The organism is Glutamicibacter nicotianae, assembly GCF_002797775.1.
GTDB classification, from domain to species: Bacteria; Actinomycetota; Actinomycetes; order Actinomycetales; family Micrococcaceae; genus Glutamicibacter; species Glutamicibacter nicotianae.
The window spans coordinates 402,923-428,474 of record NZ_PGEY01000001.1 but is presented as its reverse complement, the minus strand read 5'-3'; the positions used below and the strand labels follow the sequence as shown (position 1 = coordinate 428,474).

25 protein-coding genes, 1 tRNA gene and 2 pseudogenes are annotated in these 25,552 nt (G+C 63.9%); 19 read left to right on the top strand and 9 right to left on the bottom strand.

The features are described 5' to 3' along the window. Positions 1-87: 87 nt before the first annotated feature. The 5 genes and pseudogenes from ATK23_RS01915 (at position 88) to ATK23_RS16700 (ending at position 6,090) form a co-directional block, all read left to right on the top strand. Positions 88-1,614 (top strand): pyridoxal phosphate-dependent decarboxylase family protein, encoded by a 1,527-nt coding sequence (locus ATK23_RS01915; RefSeq protein ID WP_083515491.1) that lies wholly within the window; start codon positions 88-90, stop codon positions 1,612-1,614. Further along, on the top strand, positions 1,611-2,957 hold the full coding sequence (locus ATK23_RS01910) for a lysine N(6)-hydroxylase/L-ornithine N(5)-oxygenase family protein (protein WP_066139391.1): 1,347 nt from the start codon (positions 1,611-1,613) through the stop codon (positions 2,955-2,957). Before ATK23_RS01915 ends, ATK23_RS01910 begins: the two co-directional genes overlap by 4 nt. Positions 2,958-2,967: 10 nt before the next feature. Beyond that, a complete protein-coding gene (locus ATK23_RS01905; protein WP_066139394.1) occupies positions 2,968-5,316 on the top strand; it encodes a GNAT family N-acetyltransferase in 2,349 nt (782 codons plus the stop codon). Between the two features lie 186 nt (positions 5,317-5,502). Further along, a pseudogene (locus ATK23_RS16705) lies at positions 5,503-5,682 on the top strand (hypothetical protein); the annotation flags it as partial. A gap of 42 nt (positions 5,683-5,724) precedes the next feature. After that, complete coding sequence (locus ATK23_RS16700) at positions 5,725-6,090, top strand: NADPH-dependent F420 reductase (protein ID WP_322787526.1); 366 nt, start codon at positions 5,725-5,727, stop codon at positions 6,088-6,090. Between the two features lie 109 nt (positions 6,091-6,199). Here ATK23_RS16700 and ATK23_RS01895 read toward each other — a convergent pair whose 3' ends face one another. After that, a complete protein-coding gene (locus ATK23_RS01895) occupies positions 6,200-6,847 on the bottom strand; it encodes a maleylpyruvate isomerase family mycothiol-dependent enzyme (RefSeq protein WP_157801622.1) in 648 nt (215 codons plus the stop codon). 210 nt (positions 6,848-7,057) lie between these two features. On the opposite strand from ATK23_RS01895, the gene ATK23_RS01890 reads away from it, so the two are divergent. From ATK23_RS01890 to bioD, 9 genes and pseudogenes are all read left to right on the top strand, one after another. Beyond that, positions 7,058-7,402: a PadR family transcriptional regulator gene (locus ATK23_RS01890; RefSeq protein WP_066139400.1), complete on the top strand. Its 345-nt coding sequence runs from the start codon at positions 7,058-7,060 to the stop codon at positions 7,400-7,402. Positions 7,403-7,404: 2 nt separating this feature from the next. Beyond that, positions 7,405-7,776 carry a DUF1048 domain-containing protein gene (locus ATK23_RS01885; protein WP_066139403.1) on the top strand — a complete coding sequence of 124 codons (372 nt, stop codon included), beginning with the start codon at positions 7,405-7,407 and terminating at the stop codon, positions 7,774-7,776. A 1-nt stretch (position 7,777) separates the two neighbouring features. Continuing rightward, positions 7,778-8,567 (top strand): annotated as a pseudogene (locus tag ATK23_RS01880) (ABC transporter ATP-binding protein). Further along, the gene (locus ATK23_RS01875) at positions 8,564-9,331 is read left to right on the top strand and encodes an ABC transporter permease (RefSeq protein WP_066139406.1); all 768 of its coding nucleotides are present in this window, start codon (positions 8,564-8,566) and stop codon (positions 9,329-9,331) included. Before ATK23_RS01880 ends, ATK23_RS01875 begins: the two are co-directional and overlap by 4 nt. Before the next feature lie 152 nt (positions 9,332-9,483). Then, the gene (bioB, locus tag ATK23_RS01870) at positions 9,484-10,722 is read left to right on the top strand and encodes a biotin synthase BioB (RefSeq protein ID WP_066139408.1); all 1,239 of its coding nucleotides are present in this window, start codon (positions 9,484-9,486) and stop codon (positions 10,720-10,722) included. Next, positions 10,719-12,080, top strand: coding sequence for an adenosylmethionine--8-amino-7-oxononanoate transaminase (gene bioA / locus ATK23_RS01865; protein WP_066139412.1), 1,362 nt, complete (start codon positions 10,719-10,721; stop codon positions 12,078-12,080). Before bioB ends, bioA begins: the two co-directional genes overlap by 4 nt. Continuing rightward, the gene (locus tag ATK23_RS01860) at positions 12,073-13,242 is read left to right on the top strand and encodes an aminotransferase class I/II-fold pyridoxal phosphate-dependent enzyme (protein WP_066139415.1); all 1,170 of its coding nucleotides are present in this window, start codon (positions 12,073-12,075) and stop codon (positions 13,240-13,242) included. The genes bioA and ATK23_RS01860 overlap by 8 nt, the downstream gene beginning before the upstream one ends. Further along, positions 13,239-14,417 (top strand): cytochrome P450, encoded by a 1,179-nt coding sequence (locus tag ATK23_RS01855; protein WP_066139417.1) that lies wholly within the window; start codon positions 13,239-13,241, stop codon positions 14,415-14,417. The genes ATK23_RS01860 and ATK23_RS01855 overlap by 4 nt, the downstream gene beginning before the upstream one ends. Beyond that, a complete protein-coding gene (gene bioD / locus ATK23_RS01850; RefSeq protein ID WP_066139420.1) occupies positions 14,414-15,130 on the top strand; it encodes a dethiobiotin synthase in 717 nt (238 codons plus the stop codon). Before ATK23_RS01855 ends, bioD begins: the two co-directional genes overlap by 4 nt. On the opposite strand, the gene map is transcribed toward bioD, so the two are convergent. After that, positions 15,127-15,900 (bottom strand): type I methionyl aminopeptidase, encoded by a 774-nt coding sequence (gene map, locus ATK23_RS01845; protein WP_066139424.1) that lies wholly within the window; start codon positions 15,898-15,900, stop codon positions 15,127-15,129. The two genes, bioD and map, sit on opposite strands and share 4 nt — an antisense overlap. 46 nt (positions 15,901-15,946) lie before the next feature. On the opposite strand from map, the gene ATK23_RS01840 reads away from it, so the two are divergent. The 4 genes from ATK23_RS01840 to ATK23_RS01825 all read left to right on the top strand — a co-directional run bounded on the left by ATK23_RS01840 (position 15,947) and on the right by ATK23_RS01825 (position 18,587). Continuing rightward, positions 15,947-16,240, top strand: a complete 294-nt coding sequence (locus ATK23_RS01840) for a helix-turn-helix domain-containing protein (protein WP_058255293.1) — start codon at positions 15,947-15,949, stop codon at positions 16,238-16,240. Positions 16,241-16,292: 52 nt separating this feature from the next. Next, positions 16,293-17,315 carry an LLM class flavin-dependent oxidoreductase gene (locus ATK23_RS01835; protein WP_066140309.1) on the top strand — a complete coding sequence of 341 codons (1,023 nt, stop codon included), beginning with the start codon at positions 16,293-16,295 and terminating at the stop codon, positions 17,313-17,315. A 355-nt stretch (positions 17,316-17,670) separates the two neighbouring features. Continuing rightward, positions 17,671-18,108 carry a 6,7-dimethyl-8-ribityllumazine synthase gene (locus ATK23_RS01830; RefSeq protein ID WP_066139427.1) on the top strand — a complete coding sequence of 146 codons (438 nt, stop codon included), beginning with the start codon at positions 17,671-17,673 and terminating at the stop codon, positions 18,106-18,108. Between the two features lie 104 nt (positions 18,109-18,212). Continuing rightward, positions 18,213-18,587 (top strand): PH domain-containing protein, encoded by a 375-nt coding sequence (locus ATK23_RS01825; RefSeq protein WP_066139430.1) that lies wholly within the window; start codon positions 18,213-18,215, stop codon positions 18,585-18,587. Between the two features lie 9 nt (positions 18,588-18,596). Here the strand turns inward: ATK23_RS01825 and ATK23_RS01820 are convergent, their stop codons facing one another. From ATK23_RS01820 to ATK23_RS01795, 6 genes are all read right to left on the bottom strand, one after another. Then, positions 18,597-19,823, bottom strand: a complete 1,227-nt coding sequence (locus ATK23_RS01820; protein ID WP_066139433.1) for a glycerate kinase family protein — start codon at positions 19,821-19,823, stop codon at positions 18,597-18,599. A 57-nt stretch (positions 19,824-19,880) separates the two neighbouring features. Further along, positions 19,881-21,440 carry an SLC13 family permease gene (locus tag ATK23_RS01815; protein ID WP_066139436.1) on the bottom strand — a complete coding sequence of 520 codons (1,560 nt, stop codon included), beginning with the start codon at positions 21,438-21,440 and terminating at the stop codon, positions 19,881-19,883. Beyond that, entirely contained in the window at positions 21,437-22,957 is a 1,521-nt protein-coding gene (locus ATK23_RS01810) for an ATP-binding protein (RefSeq protein WP_066139442.1), read from the bottom strand. Before ATK23_RS01810 ends, ATK23_RS01815 begins: the two co-directional genes overlap by 4 nt. Beyond that, the gene (locus tag ATK23_RS01805) at positions 22,950-23,177 is read right to left on the bottom strand and encodes a hypothetical protein (RefSeq protein ID WP_157066344.1); all 228 of its coding nucleotides are present in this window, start codon (positions 23,175-23,177) and stop codon (positions 22,950-22,952) included. Before ATK23_RS01805 ends, ATK23_RS01810 begins: the two co-directional genes overlap by 8 nt. Positions 23,178-23,482: 305 nt before the next feature. Continuing rightward, positions 23,483-23,713 (bottom strand): hypothetical protein, encoded by a 231-nt coding sequence (locus ATK23_RS01800; RefSeq protein WP_066139448.1) that lies wholly within the window; start codon positions 23,711-23,713, stop codon positions 23,483-23,485. Further along, positions 23,714-24,292, bottom strand: coding sequence for a hypothetical protein (locus tag ATK23_RS01795; RefSeq protein ID WP_066139450.1), 579 nt, complete (start codon positions 24,290-24,292; stop codon positions 23,714-23,716). A 229-nt stretch (positions 24,293-24,521) separates the two neighbouring features. Between ATK23_RS01795 and ATK23_RS01790 the strand changes: the two genes are divergently transcribed. Next, positions 24,522-25,349 (top strand): hypothetical protein, encoded by an 828-nt coding sequence (locus ATK23_RS01790; protein ID WP_066139452.1) that lies wholly within the window; start codon positions 24,522-24,524, stop codon positions 25,347-25,349. Between the two features lie 129 nt (positions 25,350-25,478). Here the strand turns inward: ATK23_RS01790 and ATK23_RS01785 are convergent. Next, positions 25,479-25,551 (bottom strand) — tRNA-Asn (locus ATK23_RS01785). Between the last annotated feature and the right edge of the window lies 1 nt (position 25,552).

Sequence of the window (25,552 nt, the reverse complement as noted above, 5' to 3'; positions counted from 1 at the left end):
GGCTTGCATTAACTAATTGAAGTGTGTTGTTAATAGATTCTTGTTAGGTGAGCCTGACCAACTATTGATTGTCTCTATTTGAGGAGCATGCTCTTGGGTGCCTCACTGCCTACCCTGCAAATACCTGATCTGCCGCTGCCGATCTACGACGATGCGCTGCTCTGCGCAAACACCGTCCACGTCTACGAAAACGAATCACGTGATGCCATCTCACGTGTGGCCAACCGATTGGCATCGGTCAACGCGCCGACAACCGGACCGACCCCGCAGCAGCTGAAAGCACGCATCGACCTGGTCGATCTGCATCGCCCCTTGGGTTCGACCCAGGACTCGTTCACCGAGTTGAACGAGTTGTACTTCAACGACGCGGTCTACTTCCACGACCCGAAGTATGCTGCGCACTTGAACTGCCCCGTCGTGATCCCTGCAGTCGCCGCCGAAAACTTCGTCACGAGCATCAACACCTCGATGGACACTTTCGACCAGAGCGCCGGAGCCACACTGATCGAACGCAAGCTCATCGAATTCACCGCCGAACTGATCGGCTTCGACGCCGGGCAGGCCGATGGAATCTTCACCTCTGGCGGAACGCAATCCAACCTCCAGGCCATGCTCATCGCGCGGAACACCGCGACCGCGAAGCTGCGTGGAACTTTGCCTGAACGGCTGGCCAACCTGCGGATCTACTGCTCGGAGGACGCGCACTTCTCGATTCGCAACGCCGCGATGCTCCTGGGCCTGGGCTACGACGCAGCCGTGGCCATCCCCACCGACGCCCAGCACCGCATGGACGTACAGGCCTTGCGCGCGCAACTTGATGCAGACCGTGCCGCCGGGCTGGTGCCCATGGCCATCTCCGCCACCAGCGGGAATACCGACTTCGGTGCCATCGATCCGCTGCCCCAGCTGCGCGCCATCGCCACGGAAGTCGGTGCATGGTTCCACGTCGACGCCGCATACGGTTGCGGTCTGCTCGTCTCCAGTTCCCACCGCCACCGGTTGGACGGAATTGAACAAGCCGACTCGGTCACCGTCGATTACCACAAGTCCTTCTTCCAGCCCATCGGTTCCAGCGCCTTGGTGGTCCGCTCTGCGGATTCCATGGAATCCATCGCACACTATGCCGAGTATCTGAACCCGCGCGCGGAGGCGGACTCCACCCCTAACCAGGTGGCGAAGTCGCTGCAGACCACGCGGCGCTTCGATGCGCTCAAGCTGTGGGTCACCTTGCGCTCCTTGGGTGCTCAACGCCTGGGCGACATGTTCGACCAGGTCATTGCGTTGGCCGAGGACGCGCAGCAGGAAGTGGCCATGCGCGCCCAGTTGCATATGGCAGCCGATGTGCAGCTGAGCACGCTAGTCTTCTCCTTTGAAGATCCGCAGCACCCCTTGGACCTGGCCGAGCACAATGCCCTGGCCAACGAGATCCGCCAGCGCCTCTACGCCAGCGGCGAAGCAATGATCGCCGCCACCACGGTCAAGGGCAAGCGCCTGTTGAAACTCACGCTGCTCAATCCGAATACGACCTTGACCGATATCAGCGAGATCCTCGACGCCATCTGCCGCATCGGTTCGGGCATCCTGGCCGAACGCACTCTTGGAGAGAAGAAATGATTCAACCTGCCGAACATTTTGATGTCATCGCCATTGGGGCTGGCCCATTCAACCTGGGCTTTGCCGCTTTGACCGATGGCCTGGCCGATCTGGATGTCGCCGTGCTGGAAGCCGGAGAGGAATTTATCTGGCACCCCGGCATGATGCTTCCCGGAACCCACCTCCAGGTTCCTTTCATGGCGGACCTGGTGACCATGGCGGATCCGACCAGCAAGCACTCATTCTTGAACTACCTCAAGGAAAAACATCGACTCTACCCGTTCTATATCCGCGAAGACTTCTACGCCTTGCGCGAGGAGTACTCCAACTATCTGGCATGGGCGGCGGAAAATATCCGCAGCGTTCGTTTCGGGCACCGGGTGCTCGAAGCCGACTACCGCGATGGGACCTACCAGCTGTCGGTGCTCACCGCCGCGGGACTGACCCGCTTCACCGCAGACAAATTGGTGCTCGGCACCGGAACCCAGCCTTATCTGCCGCCTGTCATCACACCGGAAGCGCAAGCCAGCGGCAAGGTGCTGCACTCCAGCGACTACGCGTTCCACCGCGAACGTATCCTTTCGCCCCGGGCACCAGGTTCATCTCCGCAGGTAACAGCTGTGCTGGGCAGCGGCCAGAGTGCCGCAGAAGTCTTCCTGGATCTGCTGCGCAGCTTGCCAGCCGAGGACCATCTGGTGTGGGCAACCCGTTCGGAACGCTATTTCCCGCTGGAATACACCAAGCTCACCTTGGAAATGACGTCTCCGGAGTACATCGACCACTTCCACTCCCTGCCCATGGACCAGCGGGATGTGCTTTCAGCTGAGCAAAAGGGGCTCTACAAGGGCATCAATGCGGATCTGATCAACGAAATCCATGAAGAGCTCTACCAGCGAAGCGTCAATGGAGCCCCGAATGTGCACCTGCGCACCGGTTGCGCTGCCACGAGCATCGACGCCGACCCGGATTACCTGGCGGTCCGCCTGCACCATGAACGCACCGGAGAAGACTTGGAGTTCCTTGCCGACAACCTGGTCATGGCAACCGGCTACCGTGCCAGCGCGCCGGACTTCCTGGAAGGCATCAGCCAGCGCATCGACTACCTCCCCGACGGCCGATTCAATGTCGACCGCGAGTATTCCATCGGGCTGGATCAGGACATCTTCGTGCAGAACGCCGAATTGCACACCCACGGCTTCACCGCCCCGGACCTCGGCATGGGCGCCTACCGCAATTCGGTCATCATCAACCGCCTGGCTGGACGCGAGGTCTACCCGGTAGAGCAACGGATCGCCTTCCAGCGATTCGGCGCCGCTGAACTCAGCGGCCTGCCCACTTCCTCCAATGCCAGTGCACGATCCTAAGGATTTACCGATGACCAGCTACACCTTCCGCCCCGTTTCACTGCCCGACGATTCGGCGCTGCTTCATTCGTGGATTGCCACCGAACACGCATCGTTCTGGGGCATGCCCAATGCGACCGAAAAGGAGATCGAAGCGGAATACCGCACCTTGCTCTCTACCCCCGGATACGAAGTGCTCCTCGGTATCGACGCTTCGGGAGACGAGAAATTCCTGGTCGAGCTCTACGACCCAGCCGCATCCCCACTGGCCGACGCGTACAACTATGTACGTGGCGATCGCGGATTGCATTTCCTGGCGCCGGAGGCAGCGACCCCCCAGCCCGGGTTCACGCTGGAGGCGCTGGCCGCAGCCATGGTCCAGGCGTTCGCCCTGCCTGGAACTGAACGAATCATCGTGGAGCCAGATGTGCGCAACAAAGCCATCCATGCGCTGAATGCCCGCGTCGGCTTCCGACCGGTACGGCCAGTGGAGCTTCCCGAGGCAGACGGCTCGATCAAGCAGGCTCTGCTGTCCATTTGCACCCGCCAGGATTTCGAGAACGCAACCGGCCGCCGCTTGGAATCCTCGTTCCTCTCCCCCGTGCGTTGGGATATCGCCAATCGCCATGTTCTGGCCAAGGCCTTGGGCGAATTTTCGCATGAGCGCCTGCTGGAACCTGCCGAGCATGGCGACAGCCGATATTCAGTCCAGAAGGACGCGCACCGCTACAGCTTCAGCGCCCAGCGCTACCAGCTGAACCACTGGATGGTTTCACCGAAGTCTGTGGAACACCACGTTTTCGTTGACGGCAGTTGGCAGCCGGCAGACGCGGATGCCATCGAATTCATCACGCTCTTCGCCGAGGAACTCACGCTCTCCCCAGCGCAGCTTCCCACCTATCTGGAGGAGCTCTCCTCCACGTTGAGCAGCCACTGCTACAAACAGGTCCATGCAACCCATGATTCAGCGCAGCTGGCCGAATTCAATGGCAGCGCCGCACAATCATTCCAGCTCATCGAATCCTCGATGACCGAGGGGCATCCGTGCTTCGTTGCCAACAATGGACGCATGGGCATCGGACGCACCGACTACCTGAAGTACGCCCCCGAAACCGGGGCCGCACTGCACCTTGGCTGGGCGGCGGCCCACAAGTCCCGGGCGCAATTCGATGCCATCGATTCGCTGGACTACGAAGGCCTGCTGGCTAGCGAACTGTATCCCGCCGAACGCCAACGACTGGATGCCGTTTTGGAGGCCGCACTGTTCGGCACGGGCTTGGCAGCCGAAGACTACCTGTTCATTCCGGTACATCCTTGGCAGTGGGAGAACCGCCTGTCGATCACGTTCGCCAACGACATTGCCCGCAAGCAATTGATCTGGCTGGGCAGCGGCGCCGACGAATACCAGGCCCAGCAGTCGATCCGCACCTTCTTCAACCTGTCCAACCCACGCCGCCACTACGTCAAGACGGCAATGTCGATCTTGAACATGGGCTTCATGCGCGGCCTGAGTGCCGAGTACATGAAGGTGACTCCGGCCATCAACCAGTGGCTGGGCGAGCTGTTTGCAAAGGATCCGGTGCTCTCGACCCAGCCGGTCGCCCTGCTGCGTGAAATCGCGGCCGTAGGCTACCGCAACCCGCAGTTCGAAGCGGCCACGGCCAAGAGCGATCCGCAGCGCAAGATGCTTGCCGCGCTGTGGCGCGAGTCCCCGATCAGCTTGCTCGGCCCGGATGAGAAGTTGGCCACGATGGCCAGCTTGCTGCACGTCGATGCATCCGGCCGATCCTTTGCCGGCGCCCTCGTCCGCCGCAGCGGACTGGCTCCGGCCGAGTGGCTGAGCCGCTATCTGGATGCCTACCTGATTCCGCTGGTGCATTGCCTGGCAGCCTATGATCTGGTGTTCATGCCGCATGGCGAGAACGTGATCATGGTGCTGGAAAACGGTGTCGTGAAGAAGGTGCTGCTCAAGGATTTGGGCGAAGAGATTGCGGTGCTGTCGGATCGGGTGGAACTGCCGGAGGAGATCCGCCGGGTGCGTACCGGAGGAGACCCGGTCTTGTCGGTCTTCACGGATGTCTTCGATTCGTTCTTCCGCTTCCTCGCCCCGCTGCTGGATGCCGAAGGCCTGCTGTCGGAAGCTGAATTCTGGAAGACCGTGGTGGATCGGCTGCTTGATTACCGTGGGCAGCACCCGCAATTCGCTGACCGCTTCGACGAGCTGGGGCTCTTTGCACAGAGTTTCCCGCTCTCTTGCCTGAACCGCTTGCAGTTGCGCAACAACCAGCAGATGCTCGATCTGGCCGACCAGTCCGGCGGCCTGCTCTATGCCGGGGATCTGGAGAACCCGTTGGCCACCGTGGCCGCCCCGGTGTCCTGACCTTTACTTTCCCCAGTGCCGTCGTGCCCAGATCGGGTGCGGCGGCACTGCAGTTCAATGGCCTAGTCAACGCCGCAATCCACAGTATTGGAGGCAGTGCGGCGGCTATTGGTGAAATTTCCTTGGGAAAATTACTTGACGTTTCAATCAAATGCTCCTAGTATTTAGTTAAAGCTTCAACAAACAATTCCAAGTAGTCATCATGGTCAACGTCAGCATCATCGGCAAGGGCAACATGGGCCAGGCCATCTCGTCAGTCTTCAGCAAGGCAGGGGCCACCATCCAGCTGCTCGGCTCGGCGATTCGGCCACCGCCGCCTCCGGCGACATCATTGTTCTTGCCGTCCCATACCCGGCCATCGAAGCCATCATCGCCGAGCGCGGCGAACAGCTGGAGGGCAAGATCATCGTGGACATCACCAACCCGCTGAACTTCGAGACCTTCGATTCCCTGACTGTCCCGGCAGACAGCTCGGCCACCGCAGAAATCAGCAAGGCCCTGCCTTCATCCCGAGTCGTTAAGGCCTTCAACACCAACTTCGCCTCCACCATCGCTGAAGGCAAGATCGGAACCACCCCGACCACCGTGCTGATTGCCGGTGATGACGAGGATGCCAAGTCCCAGCTGGCCGATTTGGTCACGGCCGGCGGCCTGCGCGCCATCGACGCTGGCGCCAGCAAGCGCGCCCGCGAGCTGGAAGGCATCGGCTTCATGCAGATCTCCCTGGCAGCCGGCGAGAAGATCGCTTGGACCGGAGGCTTCGGAGTCAACTAATCCCGCCAACCCCTCATGCGCACCATGCCCCGGCGGCGGACAATGTCCACCGCCGGGGCATTGCCGTGCATCAAGCTGCCCGCACTCCCCACCGCTGGCTGCCAGTTGCCTATGTCGGCGCTTGCGCTGCGATCCTGCGGTCGAGTTCTTCAACCCCTGAGCCCTCAAGCCGCGGGAGCACCTGTTTCCTGCCGGCCATGGCGAGGAGAAGATCGAGCAATACGCCACGCACCTCGGGTCCCGCCCCGCTGCTGAAATCATCATCGGCTGCCGATATCCGCAACCCCTTGACCAGGGTGCTGCTGTTGACCGCGAAATCCCTGGAGGCGAAGAATTCTGCCACAACGCGCAGCGCCTGGGGATCCGGGAACAGCGGCGCATCCAGCGCCTTGGCGATGTCTTGCCCATGCACCACCACTTCGCCCAGCAAACCGGTCACCAAGTTCAGCGGGGCAATGCGTTTGGCCGCGGAACGATTGAAGTTCTCCAGTGTTTGCCAAGTGCCGATCCCAAGCTGCTTGCGCAACAGCCGTTCATTGTGCCGGCCGGTATTGAATCCGGAGCGGGCCATGCTCGCCAGCCAGTGGACGGTGGTAGTGGATCCGGCCGCCGCCAGATGCGCTGCAACGTCATGCACCTGCCAGTTCTCGCACAGCGACGGGGCAGTCCACTGCTCGGGCGCCAAGTCGCCCAGCATTTCTGCCAGCTTTGCACGCTCGGCATCAACCAGCCCCCAGTGCCATTTCGCATCTTTCATGGGGGCCCTTCCCATCGGGTCCAGTTCCGGATCAGCTTCAAGGAGCATACCGGATTGGTGCCTCGTTATCTTGCCACTGGTCATCCCCCCCCACTTCTCCGGAGTTCCAAAAAATCCCTGAAATCCTCCGGTACCAAGTGTTGCTAAATACCACTACCTAGTTCTACTATCTAGTTGTACTCAATGATGCTAAGTAGAGAGGGGTGCAGCATGGCCTCGCAGATGACTGAGATGCTCAAAGGCACCTTGGAGGGGATCGTCTTGGCGATCCTGGCCGAACGCCCGGCCTACGGATACGAGATCACCACGGAACTGCGCGAACGCGGCTTCACCGATCTGGCCGAGGGGACCATCTACGCACTGCTGGTGCGCATCGAGCAAAAGGGCCTGGTTTCGGCGGAGAAAGTCCCCTCCGAAAAAGGACCTCCACGCAAGGTCTTCACCCTCAACCCCCGAGGCAGGCAGCAGCTCGACGATTTTTGGAGCACCTGGAACCTGCTCGTTTCCCGCATCGACAGCCTTCCCCACCCAACAACTCCGAAGAAAGGGCACTGATCATGGTCGCCAAATGGATTGAAACCTTCACTGGATCGCTGGAACAGAAAAAGCAGTACAAGCAGAGCCTGGCGCGCCTCAAGGAGCTGCCGCAGCCCTATGCGAAGGCCGCTGCGGGATTGCAGCGCTACCTGATGAACCAGAGCGGAATTACCGACGCCGAGACGATGATCTCGATGTACTCGGATTTGGCAGACCTCTTCGAAGGGGCGGCCGCCAACGGCACCTCGCTGCGCGAACTGCTGGGCGAAGATCCGGCGGAGTTCGCCGACGACTTCGCCCAGGCCTACGGCGGCAAGCGCTGGACCGACAAGGAGCGCGCCCGTCTGGCACAGGCCATTTCCGAAGCGGAAAACGAGACGAAGGAGCAATGACATGAACACCGCGCTGGCCCCCGAACCGGCCATCGAGGTCATCGGCTTGGCCAAGTCGTTCAAGAACCTGCCGGTGCTGCGCTCACTGGACTTCGCCGTGCAGCCTGGCAGCATCTTCGCCTTGCTCGGCTCCAATGGCGCCGGCAAGACGACACTCGTGCGGATCCTGGACACCCTGCTGCCCGCCGATGCGGGCACTGCCCGGATCTGCGAAACGGCAACCTGCGAGAATCCCGCCCAGGTCCGCAGGTCCCTGGGCCTGACCGGCCAGTTCGCCGCCGTGGATGAGGTCTTGACCGGACGCGAGAACCTGCTGCTGGTCGCCCGGCTGCTGCGGCTGCCCGATCCGCCAGCGATCGCCAGCGGACTGCTGGAGCGATTCAGTCTCTCGGACGCGGCCGACCGCCCCCGGCACCTACTCCGGCGGGATGCGCCGGCGCCTGGATATCGCCATGGGTCTGGCCGGCGACCCGCCAGTGCTCCTGCTCGACGAGCCGACCACGGGACTGGATCCCCAATCGCGCCGCGAGGCCTGGCAGCTGATCCGCGGCTTGGCCGAGTCCGGAACCGCAATCCTGCTCACCACGCAGTATTTGGATGAAGCGGAACACCTGGCCGATCACATCGCCATCCTCCACGAGGGCACCATCATCCAGCAGGGCACGCTGGCCGAGCTGCAGGCCCTGCTGCCGCCGGCCATCACCGAGCCGGTCACCAAGCGGCCGAGCCTCGAGGAGATCTTCCTGGAACTGGTCGGCAGCAACCAGCGAACCGATGGGAGCCAGCCATGAGCATCGCAGCACTGCGTGAAACCCGGATCCTCACGGGCCGCTCGATGCGCCACGTGATGCGCAGCCCCGACACGATCATCACCACCGCAATCACTCCGGTAGCCATGATGCTGTTGTTCACCTATGTCTTCGGCGGTGCCCTCGGCACCGGCGCCCCCGGTCCGTACATCAACTACTTGCTGCCGGGCATCCTGGTCATCACCATCGCCTCCGGGGTCGCGTACACCTCCTACCGGCTGTTCCTGGATCTGCGAGACGGCCTGGTCCAGCGTCTGCGCGCCATGCCGATCTCCCGTTCCAGCGTGCTCTGGAGCCATGTGGCCACGTCACTGGCGGCCAACTTCCTCTCCCTGGCGCTGGTGCTGGGGGTGGCCGTTACCATGGGCTTCCGCTCCTCGACCCCCGTTGCCTCGTGGTTCGCGGTGTTCGGGCTGCTGTGCCTGGTGACCCTGTGCCTGACCTGGATCGCCGTGCTGGCCGGATTGGGCGCGAAATCGGTGGATGGTGCCAGCGCCTTCAGCTACCCGCTGATCTTCCTGCCCTTCATTTCCTCGGCGTTCGTTCCCACCGCGGCCATGCCCGGCCCGGTGGCCGGGTTCGCGCAGCACCAGCCGATCACGGCGATAGCCGATTCCCTGCGCGCCTTGCTATCGCAGGACCCCGTGGGCTCCGAGCTGTGGGCAGCACTGGCGTGGCTGGCGGGCATCACGCTCCTGGCTTGGGCGCTGGCCGCGCGGATCTACCGGGGCAAGACCACCAGCTGAGCAGCAGATGCCGCGTGCGGAGGAGTGCAAACCCCTAACTTGAACATTGTTCAAGTTAGGGGTTTTTCATGCTACATTAAGGCCAGCAATTGAACACCGTTCAGGACTGGCTGATTCTTGGCAGGCAGTCGCCCAACCACGCTAAGGACCCCATGAGCATCTCCACGCATCAGATCGGCACCGCAGATTTCACTGAGCTGGCCATCCGCATCGCCGACGGCCACCAGCTCACCGAGGCAGAAGCCCTCGGCCTGCTGGCAACGCCGGACGCCGACACGACACGGCTGGTCAACGCGGCCGGACTGCTTCGGCGCAAGCATTTCGGCAACACGGTGAAAGTCAACTACCTGGTCAATCTGAAGTCCGGCCTGTGCCCCGAGGACTGCACGTATTGCTCGCAGCGTTTGGGCTCCAAAGCTGAAATCCTGAAGTACACCTGGCTCAAACCGGAAGAAGCGGTGCACCAGGCCGGCCTGGGCATCGCCGGCGGCGCCTCGCGGGTCTGCATGGTGGCCTCCGGAAAGGGGCCCACGGACCGCGATGTCGACCGGGTGGCTACGATGATCGGCGCGCTGAAGGAAGACCATCCCGAGGTGGAGGTCTGCGCCTGCCTGGGCATCCTGAAGCAGGGGCAGGCCCAGCGGCTCAAGGAGGCCGGTGCGGATGCCTACAACCACAATCTGAATACTGCCGAATCCCTCTACCCGGAAATCTGCAGCACGCACAGCTTTGACGAGCGTGTCTCCACCGTCCAGCAGTCCCAGGCCGCCGGCCTCTCCCCCTGCTCGGGGCTCATCGTCGGTCTGGGCGAAACCCCAGAGCAACTCGTCGAGGCGATCTTCGCACTGCGCGCGCTGGATGCCGATTCCATTCCGGTGAACTTCCTGATGCCATTCGATGGCACCCCGCTGGAAGGGACCTGGAACCTGACACCGCTGGCCTGCCTGCGGATCTTGGCCGTGGTGCGCATGGCCTGCCCGGACAAGGAATTGCGGATGGCCGGCGGTCGCGAGATGCACCTGCGCTCCTTGCAGGCCACCGCGCTGGAAGTGGCCAATTCGCTGTTCCTCGGCGACTACCTGACCAGCGAAGGCCAGGATGCGAAAGCCGACCTGGCAATGATTGCCGACGCCGGGTTCGTGGTGCTCGGGCAACAGGGCAAGGACCCGATGCAGCTGGCCGCGGAACTGAGCGAAGCCGCCGGCCATGCTGCCCGCCAGCCATCGGATGCCGGCAATGCCGGATCCTCTGGCTGCGCAGGTTCCTGCTGCTCCCCTGCTGATTCTTCGCCCTGCGGCAGTTCTGCCCCCAGTTGTGGCAGCGGCAACGGAAGCGCCGAACCGGTGCTGCGCCGCCGCGGCGCCGGAACCGCGCAGAGCCCTAACGCATGATCGCCACCGGAACGACGCTGCTGGAGAGGGATGCCGGGCTGCTTTGGCACCCCTATGCTTCCCTGGATGCCGGCGCGCACTATGCGGTGCGCGAGGCGCACGGCGCCCAGCTGGTCCTGGAAGACGCCGCAGGAACCCGGCGGGAGGTCATCGACGGGATGTCCTCATGGTGGTCGACGGTGCACGGCTATCGCCACCCGGCTCTGGATGCCGCGGCCCGCGGCCAGCTGGAGCGCTTCAGCCACGTGATGTTCGGCGGCTTGACACACCAGCCGGCCATCGAACTGGCCGAACGCCTGGTCGCGCTGGCCCCGGAGAGCTTGCGCCACGTGTTCCTGGCCGACTCCGGGTCGATCAGCGTCGAAGTCGCGCTGAAGCTCGCCCTGCAATACCAGGAGGCCAAGGGCCGCACCGGACGCCACCGCTTTGCCGCGTTGCGCGGCGGCTACCACGGGGACACCTTCGCCACCATGGGCATCTGCGATCCGGTGGACGGGATGCATGCCGCGTTCGCCCCGCGCTCCTCCGGCGAGCTGTTCCTGCCCAAGCCTCCGGCGGCGCGCCGCGACGCCTCGGGCGGCTGGGAATATTCAGCCGCTGAATTGGCGCAATGGGAACTGGAAACGCAGGCACTGATCGCGGCCCACGCCACCACGCTGGCCGGGCTCGTCTTCGAGCCGGTGCTGCAGGGAGCCGGCGGGATGCACATCTATCCCCCTGCGGTGCTGCGCACCCTGCGCGAGCTGGCAGACCGCCACGGACTGGTGCTGATCGCCGACGAAATCGCCACCGGCTTCGGGCGCACCGGGCAGCTGTTCGCGGTGCAGCATGCCGGCATCGAACCGGACATCATGTGCGTGGGCAAGGCGCTGACCGGCGGTTACCTGACCCTGGCGGCGATGCTGTGCTCTTCGCGGATCGCTTCTGCCCTGTCCGGCAGCGGGGACTCGGCGGGCGCGGCATTGCTGCACGGCCCGACGTTCATGGGCAACCCGTTGGCCTGCGCGGTGGCTTGCGCTTCGCTGGATCTGCTCGCCGGGGAACCGGGCACCGCACCCAGCCGCGCTCCGTGGCGGCAGCAGGTCGCCACCTTGGAATCCGGGTTGCGCACCCACTTGGCACCGGCCGCGCAGCTGGCCTCGGTGCAGGAGGTGCGGGTGCTGGGCGGGGTGGGGGCCATTGCGCTCGCCTCCCCGGTCCAGGTGGCCGAGGTAACCGAAGCTGCCGTCCAGCGCGGGGTCTGGATCCGCCCCTTCCGGAACCTGGTCTACGTGATGCCGCCATATATCAGCACCCCCGAACAGCTCGCGGTCCTGGGCCGCGGCGTGGTGGGCGCCGTGGAGCAGGTCCATGGCTGAGCCGGGTTGGGACTCCTGGCTGGCCACGCGCGCCACGGTGCGCCAGCGGCGGGGGCTGCAACGCAAGGACACGGCCGCGGCGGGGCTCTTCGACTTGTCTTCCAACGACTATCTGGGGTTGTCCGGGCACCGCGATATCCGGCAGGCCGCCGCTCAGGCCGTCCTGGATTACGGCGCCGGAGCTTCGGCCAGCCGGGTGGCCGCCGGAACCCTGCCGGTGCATCAGGAGCTGGAAGCCGGGCTCTGCGACTACGCCCAGCGCCAAGCCGCCCTGGTGTTCTCCAGCGGCTACACCGCCAACCTCGGGGTGCTCGCCGCCCTCGGCGGTCCGGGGAGCCTGTTTATCCTCGACGCGCATGCCCACGCCAGCCTGATCGACGGCGCCCGGCTATCGGGTGCCGAAGTCGCCACCGCAGCGCATAATGACCTGGCTGATTTCACCCGCCTGCTGGAAGCCAACAGCAGCGCCCAGCACCCCAAGCCCCGCGTGCTGCTGGTGGTCGAATCCGTCTATTCGGTATTCGGCGACGCCGCACCGCTGCCCGGGCTGGCGGCCCTGTGCGCCGAGTTCGACGCTTTGCTGCTGGTGGACGAAGCGCATTCGCTGGCCGCCACCGGCCAAGGCTCCGCAGTGCTGGCCGCCGGACTGGCTGGCCACGGACGGGTAGTGTCCACGGCGACCTTGTCCAAGGCCCTGGGGTCGCAGGGCGGCGCGGTGCTCATGGGCGGGCCTGGCGCGGCGGCACTGCGCGATCATCTGGTCAACACTGCCCGCACCTTCATCTTCGATACCGCGCTATCCCCTGCCGCGGCAGCAGGAGCGCTGGCGGCCTTGCTCTTGGCCGGGCCGCAACGCCGTGGCGCACTGGCGGAGAATGCACTGCTGATCCGCGACCAGCTGCAAGCCCACCCGGCCCTGGCCGGCCGCCTGGAAGTCGGAGCCGGAGCCGTGCTCTCGGTGAAGATGCCCAGTGCCGGCGCGGCAACCCGGGCGGCCGAAACGCTGGCCGTCCAGGGCATCTCGGTAGCCTGCTTCCGACCGCCCAGCGTGCCCGATGGCATCTCCCGCATCCGGCTCACCGCCCATGCCCACCACGGGCACCCGGAATTATCTGCGGCTGTCCACGCGGTAGCCCGCGCCATCATCCAGGAGGATTCATGAGCTGCCCTTTCGCCGCGACGGCGAGCGCTTTGGACCTGGCACCGCTCGCCGGGCCGCTGTCCGAGGCCTACCCGGACGTTGTCAACGCGCGCTACCGGAGCATCGAGGATCCGGACACCGTCCGCACCATCCTGGCGCGGCCCGATGTGTTCTCGCCGGCCAATGCCCTGTCCACTGCGGTGGAACCGGAACCTGCCGCGCTGCGGATCCTTGCCCGGGCGCGTTTCACGCTTCCCGAGGTGCTGGCCAGCGCTTCGGGCCCAGCGCATCTGGAAGTGCGCCGGATTGTCGCTGGATTCTTCAGCCCCGCCAAGGTCCGTGCCCAGCGCGAGCCGATCCTCGACCGGGTGCGCGGGATCTGCGCGGACCTCGAACCCAGGCTGCGCAAGGGGGAATCGGCGGATCTGGCCACCGAATTGGCAGCCGTGATCCCGGCGGAAGCCATGGCCCGGCTCACCGGGGTGCCGGTGCCTGAGCTGGGGACACTCAAGGCCTGGAGCCGGGACTCACTGGAGCTGTTCTGGGGCTGGCCGGATGCGCAGCGGCAGCTGGCGCTGGCCCGCAGCGCGGCACAATACTTCGGCTGGCTGGATGCATCGGTGCACCAAGCAGTGCAACACGACGATGGGAATCTCTACGCCGCATTGCACCGGGCCGGGGTATCCGAACCCCAGATCCGCTCGCTGGCTTATTTCCTGGGCATCGCCGGACAGGAAACCACTTCGATGCTCATCCAGACCGCGTTGCATTCGGCGTTGCATGAACATCGCTGGGAAGCCCTGGCGCAGGCGGGCACGGAAGAGGCCGCGGCCCAGGGGCTGGTGCGCGAGGTGCTGGCCCGGGCCTCCTCGGTGCCGACCTGGCGGCGTATTGCCCTCAAGGACACGCGGATCGGGGACCTGGAATTCGCCACCGGGGAGCAGCTGGTGCTGCGCTTGGCCGGTGGCGAGCTCGGCGCCGCCGGCGATGATTCACTGGCTTTCGGCTACGGGATCCACCGGTGCCTGGGCGCTTCCCTGGCCAGGATGGAAACCGAGCTGGTGCTCTCCGAAACCGCACGCTGCCTGCCGCTGGCCGTCGCCGATGGGCCGCCCGTGCCCTTCGGCCATCTGCTGTCATTCCAGGCGCCACCCGCAGTGCCCATCGCCTACCGTGCAGAGAGGATGCTGGAATGATCCATGCAATGACCGGAACCGATACCGAGGTCGGAAAGACCGTAGCCACCGCGGTGCTGGCCGCCCGCTCACTGTCCCACGGGCACAGCGTCGCCATCTACAAGCCGACTCAGACCGGCCTGGGCAAGTCAGAACCCGGGGACGCCCAGGATGCGGCACACTGGCTGGGCAATCTCGGCCAGCTCTCGGCCTTCGAAGGGGTGCGCCTGCGCCACCCGATGGCACCGGTGGATGCAGCGCTGTGCGCTGGGCTGGATCCGGCTGCTGTGCTGCCCACCTTGGCCCAGCACGTGCAGCAGGTCGGCGAGCTCGATGCCACGCATGATGTGGTGATCATCGAGGGGGCCGGCGGCTTGCTTGTGAAGCTGACAGCGGCCGGGGAAACCATCGCCGATCTGGCGCAGGCCGTGGGGGCCAGCCTCGTCGTGGCCGCCCGCCCGGATCTGGGAACGCTGAACCATACGGCATTGACCCTGGAGGCCTGCGGTACACGCGGTTTCACCCGGGGCACGTTGCTGCTGGGCAGCTATCCGGAACACCCCGAGCCGCTGCATCAACGAAATCTGGCGAATCTGCGGAACATGGCCGCCAGCCATGGCTGGGATTTTGCCGGGGCGCTGCCAGCTGGCCTGGTCCGCGATCCTAGCCGGTGCCGCGCCGCCCTGCATGAAGCGGCCGCGACACTGGCCTGGCCTTGCCCTGGACCCTGCTAGTTCTTTGGCAGGGTGAGGATCTCGGCTCCGGTATCCGTGATCGCGATGGTGTGCTCGGTATGCGCGGTACGGCAGCCGGTGGAACTGCGCAGAGTCCACCCATCCTTATCAGTGACCAGCTTGCTGGTGTCTTCCATGATCCAGGGTTCAAGCGCGAGCAGCAGGCCCGGGCGCAGCGTGTAGCCCCGGCCTGCACGGCCGTCATTGGACACGTGCGGGTCCTGGTGCATCGTGCTGCCGATGCCGTGGCCGCCGAATTCCAGGTTCACCGGATAACCTTCGGCGGTGAGCACCGAGCCAATAGCGAAGGAAATATCGCCAATCTTGGCTCCCGGGACCGCAGCTGCGATACCTGCGGCCAAGGCGCGCTGGGTTACCTCGATCATCTTGAGATCTTCTGCCCGCTGCTTCTCTCCCACAATGAAGCTGATGGCCGCGTCCGAAGCGATGCCGCGCAGCTTCACCGCCAAATCCAAGGTCAGCAGGTCGCCGTCGGCGAGCGCATAGTCATGCGGCAAGCCATGCAGCACCGCGTCGTTGACGCCGGTGCAGATGTAGTGGCCGAAGGGACCATTGCCGAAGGCGGGGGCGTAATCGACATAGCAGGATTCCGCGCCGGCTTCCTCGATCAGTTCCTTGGTCCAGGTGTCGATTTCCAGGAGGTTGGTGCCGACCTTGACCCGGTTCTTGAGCGTTTGCAGGATGGTGCCAACAAGGCGTCCGGTGTCCCGGGCGCGGTCCAGTTCGCTGGGGGTGAGTATCTCAATCATTCCAATTATTATACCGGTCAAACTTTACCGGTACTATAATTTTTCCATGGTCAGATTGCCGCTTACTCCCCGCGAAATCGAGCAGGGAAAGAACCTTGGTGCACTGCTTCGGCGGGCGCGCGGGGAACGCACCATCCTCGATATCGCGCTCGAGGCCGGGCTTTCCCCTGAAACATTGCGGAAAATCGAGACCGGACGCGTAGCCACTCCCGCGTTCTCAACCATCGCCGCCATTGCAGCAGTGCTGGACCTTTCCCTGGACAGCATCTGGTCCAGCATGAACGACGCGGAGCCGGATAGGGCCGCAGGGCTTTCGGATAGGCGGCTGCTGCGCCGCTAGCCGTGCTGGTCCGCCGCGGAATAACGGCATGCGGCCGCTTGTTGCCCCAAGCATGAAGAACATCGGCTTTTTGTCCTTCGGCCACTGGACCGAGCATCCGCAATCCGGCACCCGCTCAGCATCCGACGCACTGCTGCAGGCCATCGACCTGGCAGTCGCAGCCGAGGAGCTCGGCGCGGACGGCGCCTACTTCCGCGTGCACCACTTCGCGCAGCAATACGCTTCCCCGTTCCCGCTGCTCGCCGCCATCGGCGCACGGACCAGCCGCATTGAGATCGGCACCGGCGTGATCGACATGCGCTACGAGAACCCGTTGTACATGGCCGAGGATGCAGGTTCAGCCGACCTGATTTCCAATCGCCGGCTGCAGCTGGGCATCAGCCGCGGCTCGCCCGAGCAGGTTATCGACGGTTGGCGGCATTTCGGCTTCGAGCCCCGCGAAGGCGAATCGGATGCCGACATGGGCCGCCGCCACGCCGAGCGGCTGCTCGAAGTGCTCTCCGGCGAGGGCTTCGCCGAACCCAGCCCCAAGCCGATGTTCCCCAACCCTCCCGGCTTGCTGCGCATCGAACCGCACTCCAGCAGCTTGCGCGAGCGCATCTGGTGGGGTTCGGGCTCCAATGCCACCGCAGTATGGGCGGCGAAGCTGGGAATGAACCTGCAAAGCTCCACGCTGAAGGACGATGAATCCGGCAAGCCTTTCCACGTCCAGCAGGCCGAGCAGATCGCGCTCTACCGCCAGGCATGGAAGGACGCCGGCCATGCCCGCGAGCCACGGGTATCGGTCAGCCGCAGCATCTTCGCGCTGACCGACGAGCGGGACTGGCAGTACTTCGGCCGCGACCGCTACAGCTCCGACCAGGTGGGCAACATCGATGCGAAGACCCGTGCGGTCTTCGGCAAGTCCTACGCCGGCGAACCCGATGAGCTGGCCAAGAAGCTGGCCGAGGACGAAGCGATCGCCGCAGCCGACACGCTGCTGCTGACCGTTCCGAACCAGTTGGGCGTCGATTACAACGCGCACGTCATCGAATCGGTGCTCAAGCATGTTGCTCCGCAATTAGGTTGGCGGTAGCACAACGAAGGATGGTGCGCCTAGATTGACCGTGTCATCATAGCCACATCATGCTCAGCCCGTTGCCGCAAGGCGCGGGCTGGTTTTCTGTGTGCAGGAGAGCCAGATGGCAGAGCATTTTAAGCACCGGCTGAAGCGTATCAGGGTTCGCCGCGACAGCTCTGTACCAGCTGGGCATGCACAGCAACGCGAATGCCATCGAATCGGTGCTCAAGCACGTGGCCCCGCAACTGGGTTGGCACTGAAGCGGGGGAATCGTTACGCCGACTCCTTCCCCAGTTATTTCATTGAGATCTGCAGCACTAGGGTGGATCAAAAGAACAAGAAGATTTCACGCAGATCCAGGGAGTAACTCATGAGCAAGCCATTGAACATCGCCTTCATCAAGGCCAGTTGGCACGCGGATATCGTTGACCAGGCGCTTGCCGGGTTCAAGGCCGAGATGAAAGCTTCCGGGCAGGAATGCTCCATCCACGTCGTTGCCGTACCCGGTGCCTACGAAATGCCGCTTCAGGCCATGCGCCTGGCGAAGACCGGGAAGTACGATGCAGTGGTGGCCGCGGCCCTAGTGGTTGACGGCGGCATCTACCGCCACGACTTCGTGGCCCAGGCTGTGGTCGACGGGCTGATGCGCGTGCAGCTGGACACCGACGTGCCGACCTTTTCGGTCAGTCTGACCCCGCACCACTTCCACTCGAACGATGAGCACCAGGCCTTCTACTTCGAGCATTTCCTGAAAAAGGGTGCAGAAGCTGCCCGTGCAGTGCAGGCAGTGGCAGCTATCGAGCTCTAGAGTAATTCGCGGAAAATGGCGTGCCGCCTTGGCCAAGATTTCACTGGCCAAGGCGGCACGCCTGTTTTTCCCAACCTGTCCCCCGAGCTCGGTACGCTCGGTGCATGATCGACTTCAATAATTCTTCCGTCCTCAAACTGGGCCCTTGGGACCTGTCGCAGGTGGCCCCTGAAATCATGCCCATGCTGGTTGCTGGCGAAGAGCTGCAGGCCGCCTTCAAGGGCGCCCGCGACTACGTGGTGTTCACCGATAAGCGGCTCATCGCCGTCAATGTGCAAGGCATGACCGGCAAGAAGCGGGATTACACCTCGTTGCCGTATTCGAAGGTCCAGTCGTTCTCGGTTGAAACGGCTGGAACCTTCGATCTGGATGCTGAACTGGATCTCTGGTTCAGCTCATTGGGCAAGGTCCGTTTGGAGTTCAAGGGCAAGGTGGATATCCGTGCCCTGTCGCAGCTGGTCGCCGGCTACGTCTTGTAGCGGACCCTTTTACCACGCCTCGCGCGGGCTCAGCCGTGCCGCGGCCATCGAGGCACCCAGGATGATGGTGCGCATGAAGCGCTCGGCCGCTTCGATGAGCAGCCGTTCCCCGTCATCCACTGCTTCCTGCAGTGTCATGGGAATGGGCATGATCGAGGCAATGGCATCGATGCCGATATCGTGCACGTCGCGGCAGCCGCGGCCCAGCGTTCCTGCCAAGGCCACTACCGGCACGCCATGCAGCGAGGCGCGCCGCGCGACTTCGGCAGGCACCTTGCCCTTGGGAGTCTGGAAGTCGATGGCGCCTTCTGCGGTGATGACCAGGTCCGCTCCGCGCAGCATCGAGTCCAGATCGATGCCGGCCAAACCCGAGTCCAGGATCGCCTCGAAGCGGGGCAGGAGCACCGCTCCCACCGCGGCCAGCCCGGCACCCAGTCCGCCCGAAGCACCGGTTCCCGGGGCCAAGGCGAAATCGGTGGAGCGCGCGGACTCCAGCGCATCGCGGCGCAGGATCGAGGCCCAGCGTTCGAAGCCTGCCGACATGCTTTCCACCTGTTCCTCGGTGGCGCCCTTCTGCGGTCCGAATACGCGCGCCACTCCGCGCGGTCCGGTCAGCACATTGTGCTGGTTCAACGCCATCGTGATTTGCACTGTCCCGGCGGCCAATGCCGGGTGCAGGCCGGAGAGATCGAGCCGGTCCACGCGGCCGAGGTAATTGCCGCCGGCTTTGACCTCACGGCCCTTGGCATCGAGGATCCGTGCTCCCAGTGCCTGCAATGCGCCCATGCCGCCATCGGAGGTGCCCGAGTCGCCGCAGCCCACCAGGATCTTCGAAGCCCCGGCATCGATCGCGGCCGCGATCAGCTCCCCCACTCCGAAACTGGTCGTGGTTCCCGGATCCCGCTGGTCGCGGGGAACCAGTCGCAGGCCCGCCGCGGCTGCCATTTCCACGACAGCAGTTCCCTCCGCCTCGTCGCCGAGCATCGCGTAGTGCGACTGGACCTGCTGGCCGACCGGACCGGTGACCGTTACCGGCATCAGCTGGCCGCCGGTAGCGCAGGCCAGGGTTTCAGCGGTGCCTTCGCCGCCATCGGCGATGGGCACGGCCTTGACTGCCGCTCCGGGCAATGCCCGGCGGACGCCGGCGCCGATGGCTGCCGCTACGGCTGCGGCGTCGAGGGATTCCTTGAAGCCCGACGGTGCGACCAGGATGCGTTGTGGAAGTGCGTGTGCCATGATTCTTTGTCCTATTCAGTGAGGATGGATGCGTTGGAAATGAAGCTTTGAAGTGAGTCAGAGGAACAGCGGCAGTCCCATGGCCGGCCAGATCCAGAAGGCGAAGGCCAGGACCAGCAGGACCATGAGCGGTCCGAGCACCGCGCTCAGGCGCAGCAGGTCTGCTGGCCGATAGGTTTCGATGCTTTCGATCTCGGAGAACAGGTTCACCGGTTTCGCGCTGCTGGTCAGGGTGTGGCAGAAACCGGCCGCAGCGGTGGATGCCAGGGCAATAGCCACCGCATTGACCCCGACGCCCGGGGCGAGGGACACCACCAGCGGGATCAGCACCGCTGAGCGGGCCGAGCGGGACTGGACGACCAGGTGCGCCGCGGCTGAGATCACCACCACCAGAATGGTGAAGACCCAGGCCGCGGCAGCTCCGAGCTGCTCTACCGGGCCAAGCACCCGGCGGGCCAGCCAGTCAGCGGCTCCGGTTCCGGCGAGCGCGGTGCCAAAGGTCAGGGTCGCTGCCATGAAGATCAGCATCGACCACGGCACCGACTTCAAGGCCTTGGCCAAGCCGACCGAGCCGTATCCCGGACTGGCGACCAGCAACGAGCCGAGCAGGGCCACGATGGCTGGGTGGAGCTGATGCAGCGGCTCGGTGCACCAGAGCACCACCATCGCCGCGACCAGCAGCGCTGCCCTGGATTGCCCTACGGTGAGCGGGCCGGTCAGCGGCACCGGCGAATGCTCCTGCAGCCGTTCGATGCCCACGGCCAGCGGCTGGGCACGATCTTCGGCGCGGGTGAACATCCACAGCACCAGTTCGGCGCACAGATGCGAGGAAACGAACGCCAGTGGCAAGCCATAGACCAGCCAGCCGGCGAAGGAGAAACCTTCATGCCCTGAGGCCGTGAGGATCTGGCTGGTGATCAGGTGCGCTCCCGCGCCCAGGTAGGATGCCACCGCCGAAAGCAGGATGACCGAGGGGAAGACCAGGGCCAGGGCCAAAACGACGCGGCGGCGATCCGCCAGGGCCTTGGCCAGGGCGATGAACACCGGGATGGCCAGGGCCGCGCGCCCGGAGGTGGAGGGCACCGCAAATGCGGTGGCAACCAGCACCCCGGTGCTCAGGTGGATCAGCTGCCGCGGGGTGTTCGCGCCCGCGGCGATCCAGGCTGCGGCACGGGTCGCCAGTCCGGTGGCGGTGATCCCCGCCGCGATCACGAAGGCGGCCAGCAGCAGCCAGATGGTGTCTTCGCCCAGTGAGGAGAACAGTTCGGCTTCGGGCAGCACCCCCATGAGCACCAGTACCACGGCTGCACCCAGGGCGATGTAGGTATCGCCGACAGGCGAGAAGATCCAGAGCCAGATGGCCACGGCGAAGACCGCCAGGGTCAGGGCTCCTTGCGCAGGCAGTGCCTGCGCTGTCCCGGCCGCCGGGCCGAAGGCTGCGTAGGCGCACCAGGCAAGGAAGGCCAGCAGGAGCAGCGCGGCGATGATCCGCGCGGCGCTCTGCCTGCTCCACCGGCTTGGTGCCGCGCCGGCCTTGCCCGGTTCGGCACTCTGGCCCATGGGCCGCTGGGCGGTGTAGCGGAATCCCGCGCGGGGTGCGGTTGGCTTGATGCTCATGACTCGCCTCCAAGGCTGCTGGCCATGGACTGGGCGAAGTCTTCCTCGCAGCTGCTGCCATGGCCGGCGTCGGCAAGCGGCAGGGAGAATCCGAAGCTGGTCCCGTTGCCCTGTCCCGATTCCACCCAGGCCGTGCCGCCGTGGGCTTCGGCAACCGCTTTCACCACGGCCAGTCCGAGACCCATGCCGGACCCCTGCTCGCCGGTACCCGGGGCGCTGCGGTAGTTCTCCAGCAGGGCACAGGCTTCTTCCGGGTCCAAGGCCGGTCCATCATTGGCAACCCAGAAGCTGGCCATGCCATCGGCTGCGGCAGAACCGATCCGGATGCTTTGGCCGTCTTCGGTATGCGCGACCGCATTCTGGATCAGCTGGTGCATTCCCTGGGCTACGCGCAGCGGATCCAGCCACGCCTGGGCCTTGGCGGACTCGGCGATCCTGAATCGGCGGTCCGGGTAGGCTCCCGGACGGGAAGCCGCCGCGGCGACTTCCGCCGTGACTTCGCCAACGGAGATCATCTGCCGATGGATGAAGTTCGGGGTGGAGCTTTGCGCCAGCAAGTCCAGGTCGGCAAGGGTCTGCCCCATTTGCGAAATATGGTCGTGCGCGGTGCTGATGATGGCGTTGCGTTGCTTGCGCGGAAGATCTTCCTCATTCAGCTTCTGCAGGGCAGAGGCCAGCTGGCGTTGCGGGCTGCCCAGGTGCTCGCGTGCTTCGGAGATGAAGTGGCGTTGGGCCAGATGCGAGGCTTCAACCCGGTCGAGCATCGCGTTCAGCGTGCTGGCCAGTTGCGCCAGGTCGTCTCGTCCTTCTACCGGAACGCGGGCCGAGAGGTCTTTGGCGGTAATCGATGCGGCGGTTTCGCTCATGGTGCGGATGGGGCGCATGATCTGGCCGGCTGCCAGCCAGGCGATGCCCGCCGTCAGGGCCAGTCCCCCGGCTGCTACGCCAAAGAGCATCGTTGCCTGCCGGTTGGCTACTTCCTGGGCACCGCCGATGAAATGCGCGACAACCAGGTGTGCCTGGTGGCCTTCGCCGTTGGCCCCTGAGGCGTCCTTCGCCTCGGCTTTCGCCCAGCGGACCGTCCCATGGTTGCTCTCCTGGATTCCAGAAGTCTTCGCGTCATTGAGAATCCGTCCCAGGAGCGCCGGGTCTTCAGCCAGCCATCTCCCGGCCTGGTTTGCGGCGGTTCCTGCGGCGAGCACCCGACCGTCGGCCTGGCCGATGATCGCTTCGCCGGCCATTGGCTGCTGGCGGGCCAGATAGCGTTCCATCAATTCGCCCATGGAGGAAAATGGCCGGGCAGTCTTCGGATCCAGACCCTCGGCCGCGAACGTCCGGAACTCCTCGATTTCCTGCGCGATACCCACGTTGGCTGCCTCGGCAACCTGGCCGGACAAGAGCGAACGCATCGAAACCGTGACCGCCAGCAGCGCCAGTGCAGTAGTCAGCACGATCCAGCCGACAATGCGCAGCCGCGCCGAAACCGTTGATCCTTGGTTCTCCCGGGAGTCAGTCATGGTTTACTCCGTCCTGCTCCTGCGCTTTCGCAGCATTTGGCGCCGGGGCTAAAGAGAGCTGGACAACAATCGGCTCATGATGCGGGATGGGCGGATTGGCCTTGTCGGCAAGAGCCTGGCTGGCACCTGCCAGTCCCGCTGGCACGGCCAGCACGACGAGGATGAGAAGTATGCGACGAATCATGTTTTGAACATTAAAAAACCCTTGTGAGGGGCTCATTAGGGACTTGTTAGAAGATCATGGCTCGCCCATGAGAATTAAATGAGAGCGTTCGAAAACCCCGTGATCTCGCGCTTTCCCCGGGCTCTGAGTCGCGGAGAATTTCATGAAGATTTGTTCAATCCCGCTGATTTCCATGTTCTTGGTGCTGTAACAATTGCTGGTTGGCCTTCGGCCACTGAAGAAGGCAGGGAATCAACGAGGTCCGCGGATGGAAGGCTCTTGAGGTGCCGGCGCGAAAAAGCGGTACAAGAAAAGAGGCTCCGCCATCCTTGATTGGATGGCGGAGCCTCTGCGAATGCGAGCTACTTCGTAGCCCAGAGCACCGATTCATCGGAGAACGAGATCGTCTCGCTCACGCGGATTTTCGCATCTTCCACGGCCTCGGCCGGCACGTCGAAGACTACCTGGTAGCTTCCCTTGCCGCCGTTGGCCAAGGTAGGCAGGTCCATGCCCGGCTTCGCGGGGACCGCGGTCGCGCTGGAAGTGCTGTAAATGCTGGCATCCGATCCCACGAGTTCTGGATTCAGATCCAACTAGGCATCTCCCTCTTCGTCCCCGTTGTAGACCACGGAGAGGTCAACCAGCGCATACTGGCCTTCGGCCTTCTCATTGAACTCGTTGGCCTTGGCGATCTGAGCTCCGGCGTCCAGGTTCACTGCGCTGACGTTCACCGAATACTCGCCAACGGTAGCCGCCTCACCCAAGGCAAGTACCTGTGATTCATCTTCGGCCTGCTCGATGACCTCCGCCGGGGCTGCCACTTCGCCGTCCGATGCGTCGGCAATATCGTTGGCAACCTCATCGATCGCCTTCACGTAGGCTGCCTGGGTGGCAAAGACCAGGATGATGGCCACGATGGCAATGATGCTCGATGCGATGCCCAAGCCCTTGCTGCCACGGCGCTTGGAGGCGACGACGAGCGAGATGACACCGAGCACCAGGGCAATGAAGCCGAGCACCGCGGCGATGTTGTTGACGATCGGCACCCAGCACAATGCCAAGGCCACGATGCCCACGACCAGGGCCGCGATGCCCAGGCCCTTGCCAGCCGTGGTCCCGGCCTGGGGCGCCGGCGGCACCACATTCGGGTCGAGCGGATTTTGTACAGACATGAAAGCTGCCTTCGAGTGAAGACGGTGCCACGCTGGCTCCGAGTCGGCGATCGGCTCAAGCGGATGACTGCTCCAGCCGATTCGGAGTCTTTATTGACTCTTCAAGAGCTTGTCATTGCGCACCGACAATTTAGCTTCCCGCAATTCTTTGCCTGCGATTCTGCCGAGAATTTTCGTCCCCTTGGCGGACCGTTCGCACAACCCGGGCGATTAATTACAGAATGCAATCATGGCCACTTCCATTGAACGTTCTCCGGGCCGGAGCACGCTGCGCTATGTGCGCCTGATGCTGCTCGTGGTGCCCCTGCTCCTCGTCGTCGCCATTGTCATCTATGGCATTGCCAACCAGCGCATCGAAGACTCGCTGAGTTCCTACTACCTGGGACCGGCACGAGACCTCTTCGTCGCAATGCTGGTGACTACCGGGGTGTTGCTGGTGGTCTATACCGGAGAAGAGCTGGAAGATTTTGCCCTGAATTTAGCCGGCTTCTACGCCATGTTCGTTGCAGTGGTCCCCACCAGGCTGGGAGAAACGCTGGCAGACCTGCCAATCGGCGAGCAGCGGCGGCTGATCTTCTCCGTGCAGGTATCGGTCATTGCGGTGCTCGTCGTCAGCGTGGTTTTCATCTGGCTGGGATTCCGGACCAGCAACGCTCCGCACCGCGCGCTGTTCCAGAGCAACTTGACCAAAATCCTGGGATTGCTCAGCACCCTGCTCCTGATCGCCTTTGTCCTTCTGCTGTTGTGGCGGACTGTCGAAGGCGGGCAGTTCGCCGGAGTGCATGCCGGCGCCGCGTTCCTGCTGATATTCTCCATGGGCATCGCCATTGCAAGCCATCTGGATCATAGGCCGCTGTGCTCCATGGATACCAGCGGCGGCAAGAAGACCCACTATGCAATCCTCTTGGTGCTGATGCTGCTGGGGCTGACTGCCTGGCCGATTCTGCTGGCACTGGGTATTGAGGAAGCGCTGTTCATTGTCGAATGGTTCGAGATCGGGTTGTTCTCGTACTTCTGGTATCTGGAATCCCGGCGCTTGTGGAACCTGGCGGACTGACTGCTACTGGGAAAAATTGCACCGGCGTGCCCGGCCCGAGGCCCCGATGCACGGCTCGTGGATTCCGGGCTTCTCAGGCGAAAATAAAAAGTTCCGGCTCGCAGATGCGAGCCGGAACTTTTCTGTAAGCTCCTCCAACTGGACTTGAACCAGTAACCCTTCGATTAACAGTCGAATGCTCTGCCAATTGAGCTATGGAGGAT

Bases quoted from the DNA above. Each gene is read 5' to 3' on its own strand.
- ATK23_RS01915 (WP_083515491.1), top strand. From the start codon at position 88: ATGCTCTTGGGTGCCTCACTGCCTACCCTGCAAATACCTGATCTGCCG.
- ATK23_RS01910 (WP_066139391.1), top strand. From the start codon at position 1,611: ATGATTCAACCTGCCGAACATTTTGATGTCATCGCCATTGGGGCTGGC.
- ATK23_RS01905 (WP_066139394.1), top strand. From the start codon at position 2,968: ATGACCAGCTACACCTTCCGCCCCGTTTCACTGCCCGACGATTCGGCG.
- ATK23_RS01895 (WP_157801622.1), bottom strand. From the start codon at position 6,847: ATGAAAGATGCGAAATGGCACTGGGGGCTGGTTGATGCCGAGCGTGCA.
- ATK23_RS01890 (WP_066139400.1), top strand. From the start codon at position 7,058: ATGGCCTCGCAGATGACTGAGATGCTCAAAGGCACCTTGGAGGGGATC.
- ATK23_RS01885 (WP_066139403.1), top strand. From the start codon at position 7,405: ATGGTCGCCAAATGGATTGAAACCTTCACTGGATCGCTGGAACAGAAA.
- ATK23_RS01875 (WP_066139406.1), top strand. From the start codon at position 8,564: ATGAGCATCGCAGCACTGCGTGAAACCCGGATCCTCACGGGCCGCTCG.
- bioB (WP_066139408.1), top strand. From the start codon at position 9,484: ATGAGCATCTCCACGCATCAGATCGGCACCGCAGATTTCACTGAGCTG.
- bioA (WP_066139412.1), top strand. From the start codon at position 10,719: ATGATCGCCACCGGAACGACGCTGCTGGAGAGGGATGCCGGGCTGCTT.
- ATK23_RS01860 (WP_066139415.1), top strand. From the start codon at position 12,073: ATGGCTGAGCCGGGTTGGGACTCCTGGCTGGCCACGCGCGCCACGGTG.
- ATK23_RS01855 (WP_066139417.1), top strand. From the start codon at position 13,239: ATGAGCTGCCCTTTCGCCGCGACGGCGAGCGCTTTGGACCTGGCACCG.
- bioD (WP_066139420.1), top strand. From the start codon at position 14,414: ATGATCCATGCAATGACCGGAACCGATACCGAGGTCGGAAAGACCGTA.
- map (WP_066139424.1), bottom strand. From the start codon at position 15,900: ATGATTGAGATACTCACCCCCAGCGAACTGGACCGCGCCCGGGACACC.
- ATK23_RS01840 (WP_058255293.1), top strand. From the start codon at position 15,947: ATGGTCAGATTGCCGCTTACTCCCCGCGAAATCGAGCAGGGAAAGAAC.
- ATK23_RS01835 (WP_066140309.1), top strand. From the start codon at position 16,293: ATGAAGAACATCGGCTTTTTGTCCTTCGGCCACTGGACCGAGCATCCG.
- ATK23_RS01830 (WP_066139427.1), top strand. From the start codon at position 17,671: ATGAGCAAGCCATTGAACATCGCCTTCATCAAGGCCAGTTGGCACGCG.
- ATK23_RS01825 (WP_066139430.1), top strand. From the start codon at position 18,213: ATGATCGACTTCAATAATTCTTCCGTCCTCAAACTGGGCCCTTGGGAC.
- ATK23_RS01820 (WP_066139433.1), bottom strand. From the start codon at position 19,823: ATGGCACACGCACTTCCACAACGCATCCTGGTCGCACCGTCGGGCTTC.
- ATK23_RS01815 (WP_066139436.1), bottom strand. From the start codon at position 21,440: ATGAGCATCAAGCCAACCGCACCCCGCGCGGGATTCCGCTACACCGCC.
- ATK23_RS01810 (WP_066139442.1), bottom strand. From the start codon at position 22,957: ATGACTGACTCCCGGGAGAACCAAGGATCAACGGTTTCGGCGCGGCTG.
- ATK23_RS01805 (WP_157066344.1), bottom strand. From the start codon at position 23,177: ATGAGCCCCTCACAAGGGTTTTTTAATGTTCAAAACATGATTCGTCGC.
- ATK23_RS01795 (WP_066139450.1), bottom strand. From the start codon at position 24,292: ATGTCTGTACAAAATCCGCTCGACCCGAATGTGGTGCCGCCGGCGCCC.
- ATK23_RS01790 (WP_066139452.1), top strand. From the start codon at position 24,522: ATGGCCACTTCCATTGAACGTTCTCCGGGCCGGAGCACGCTGCGCTAT.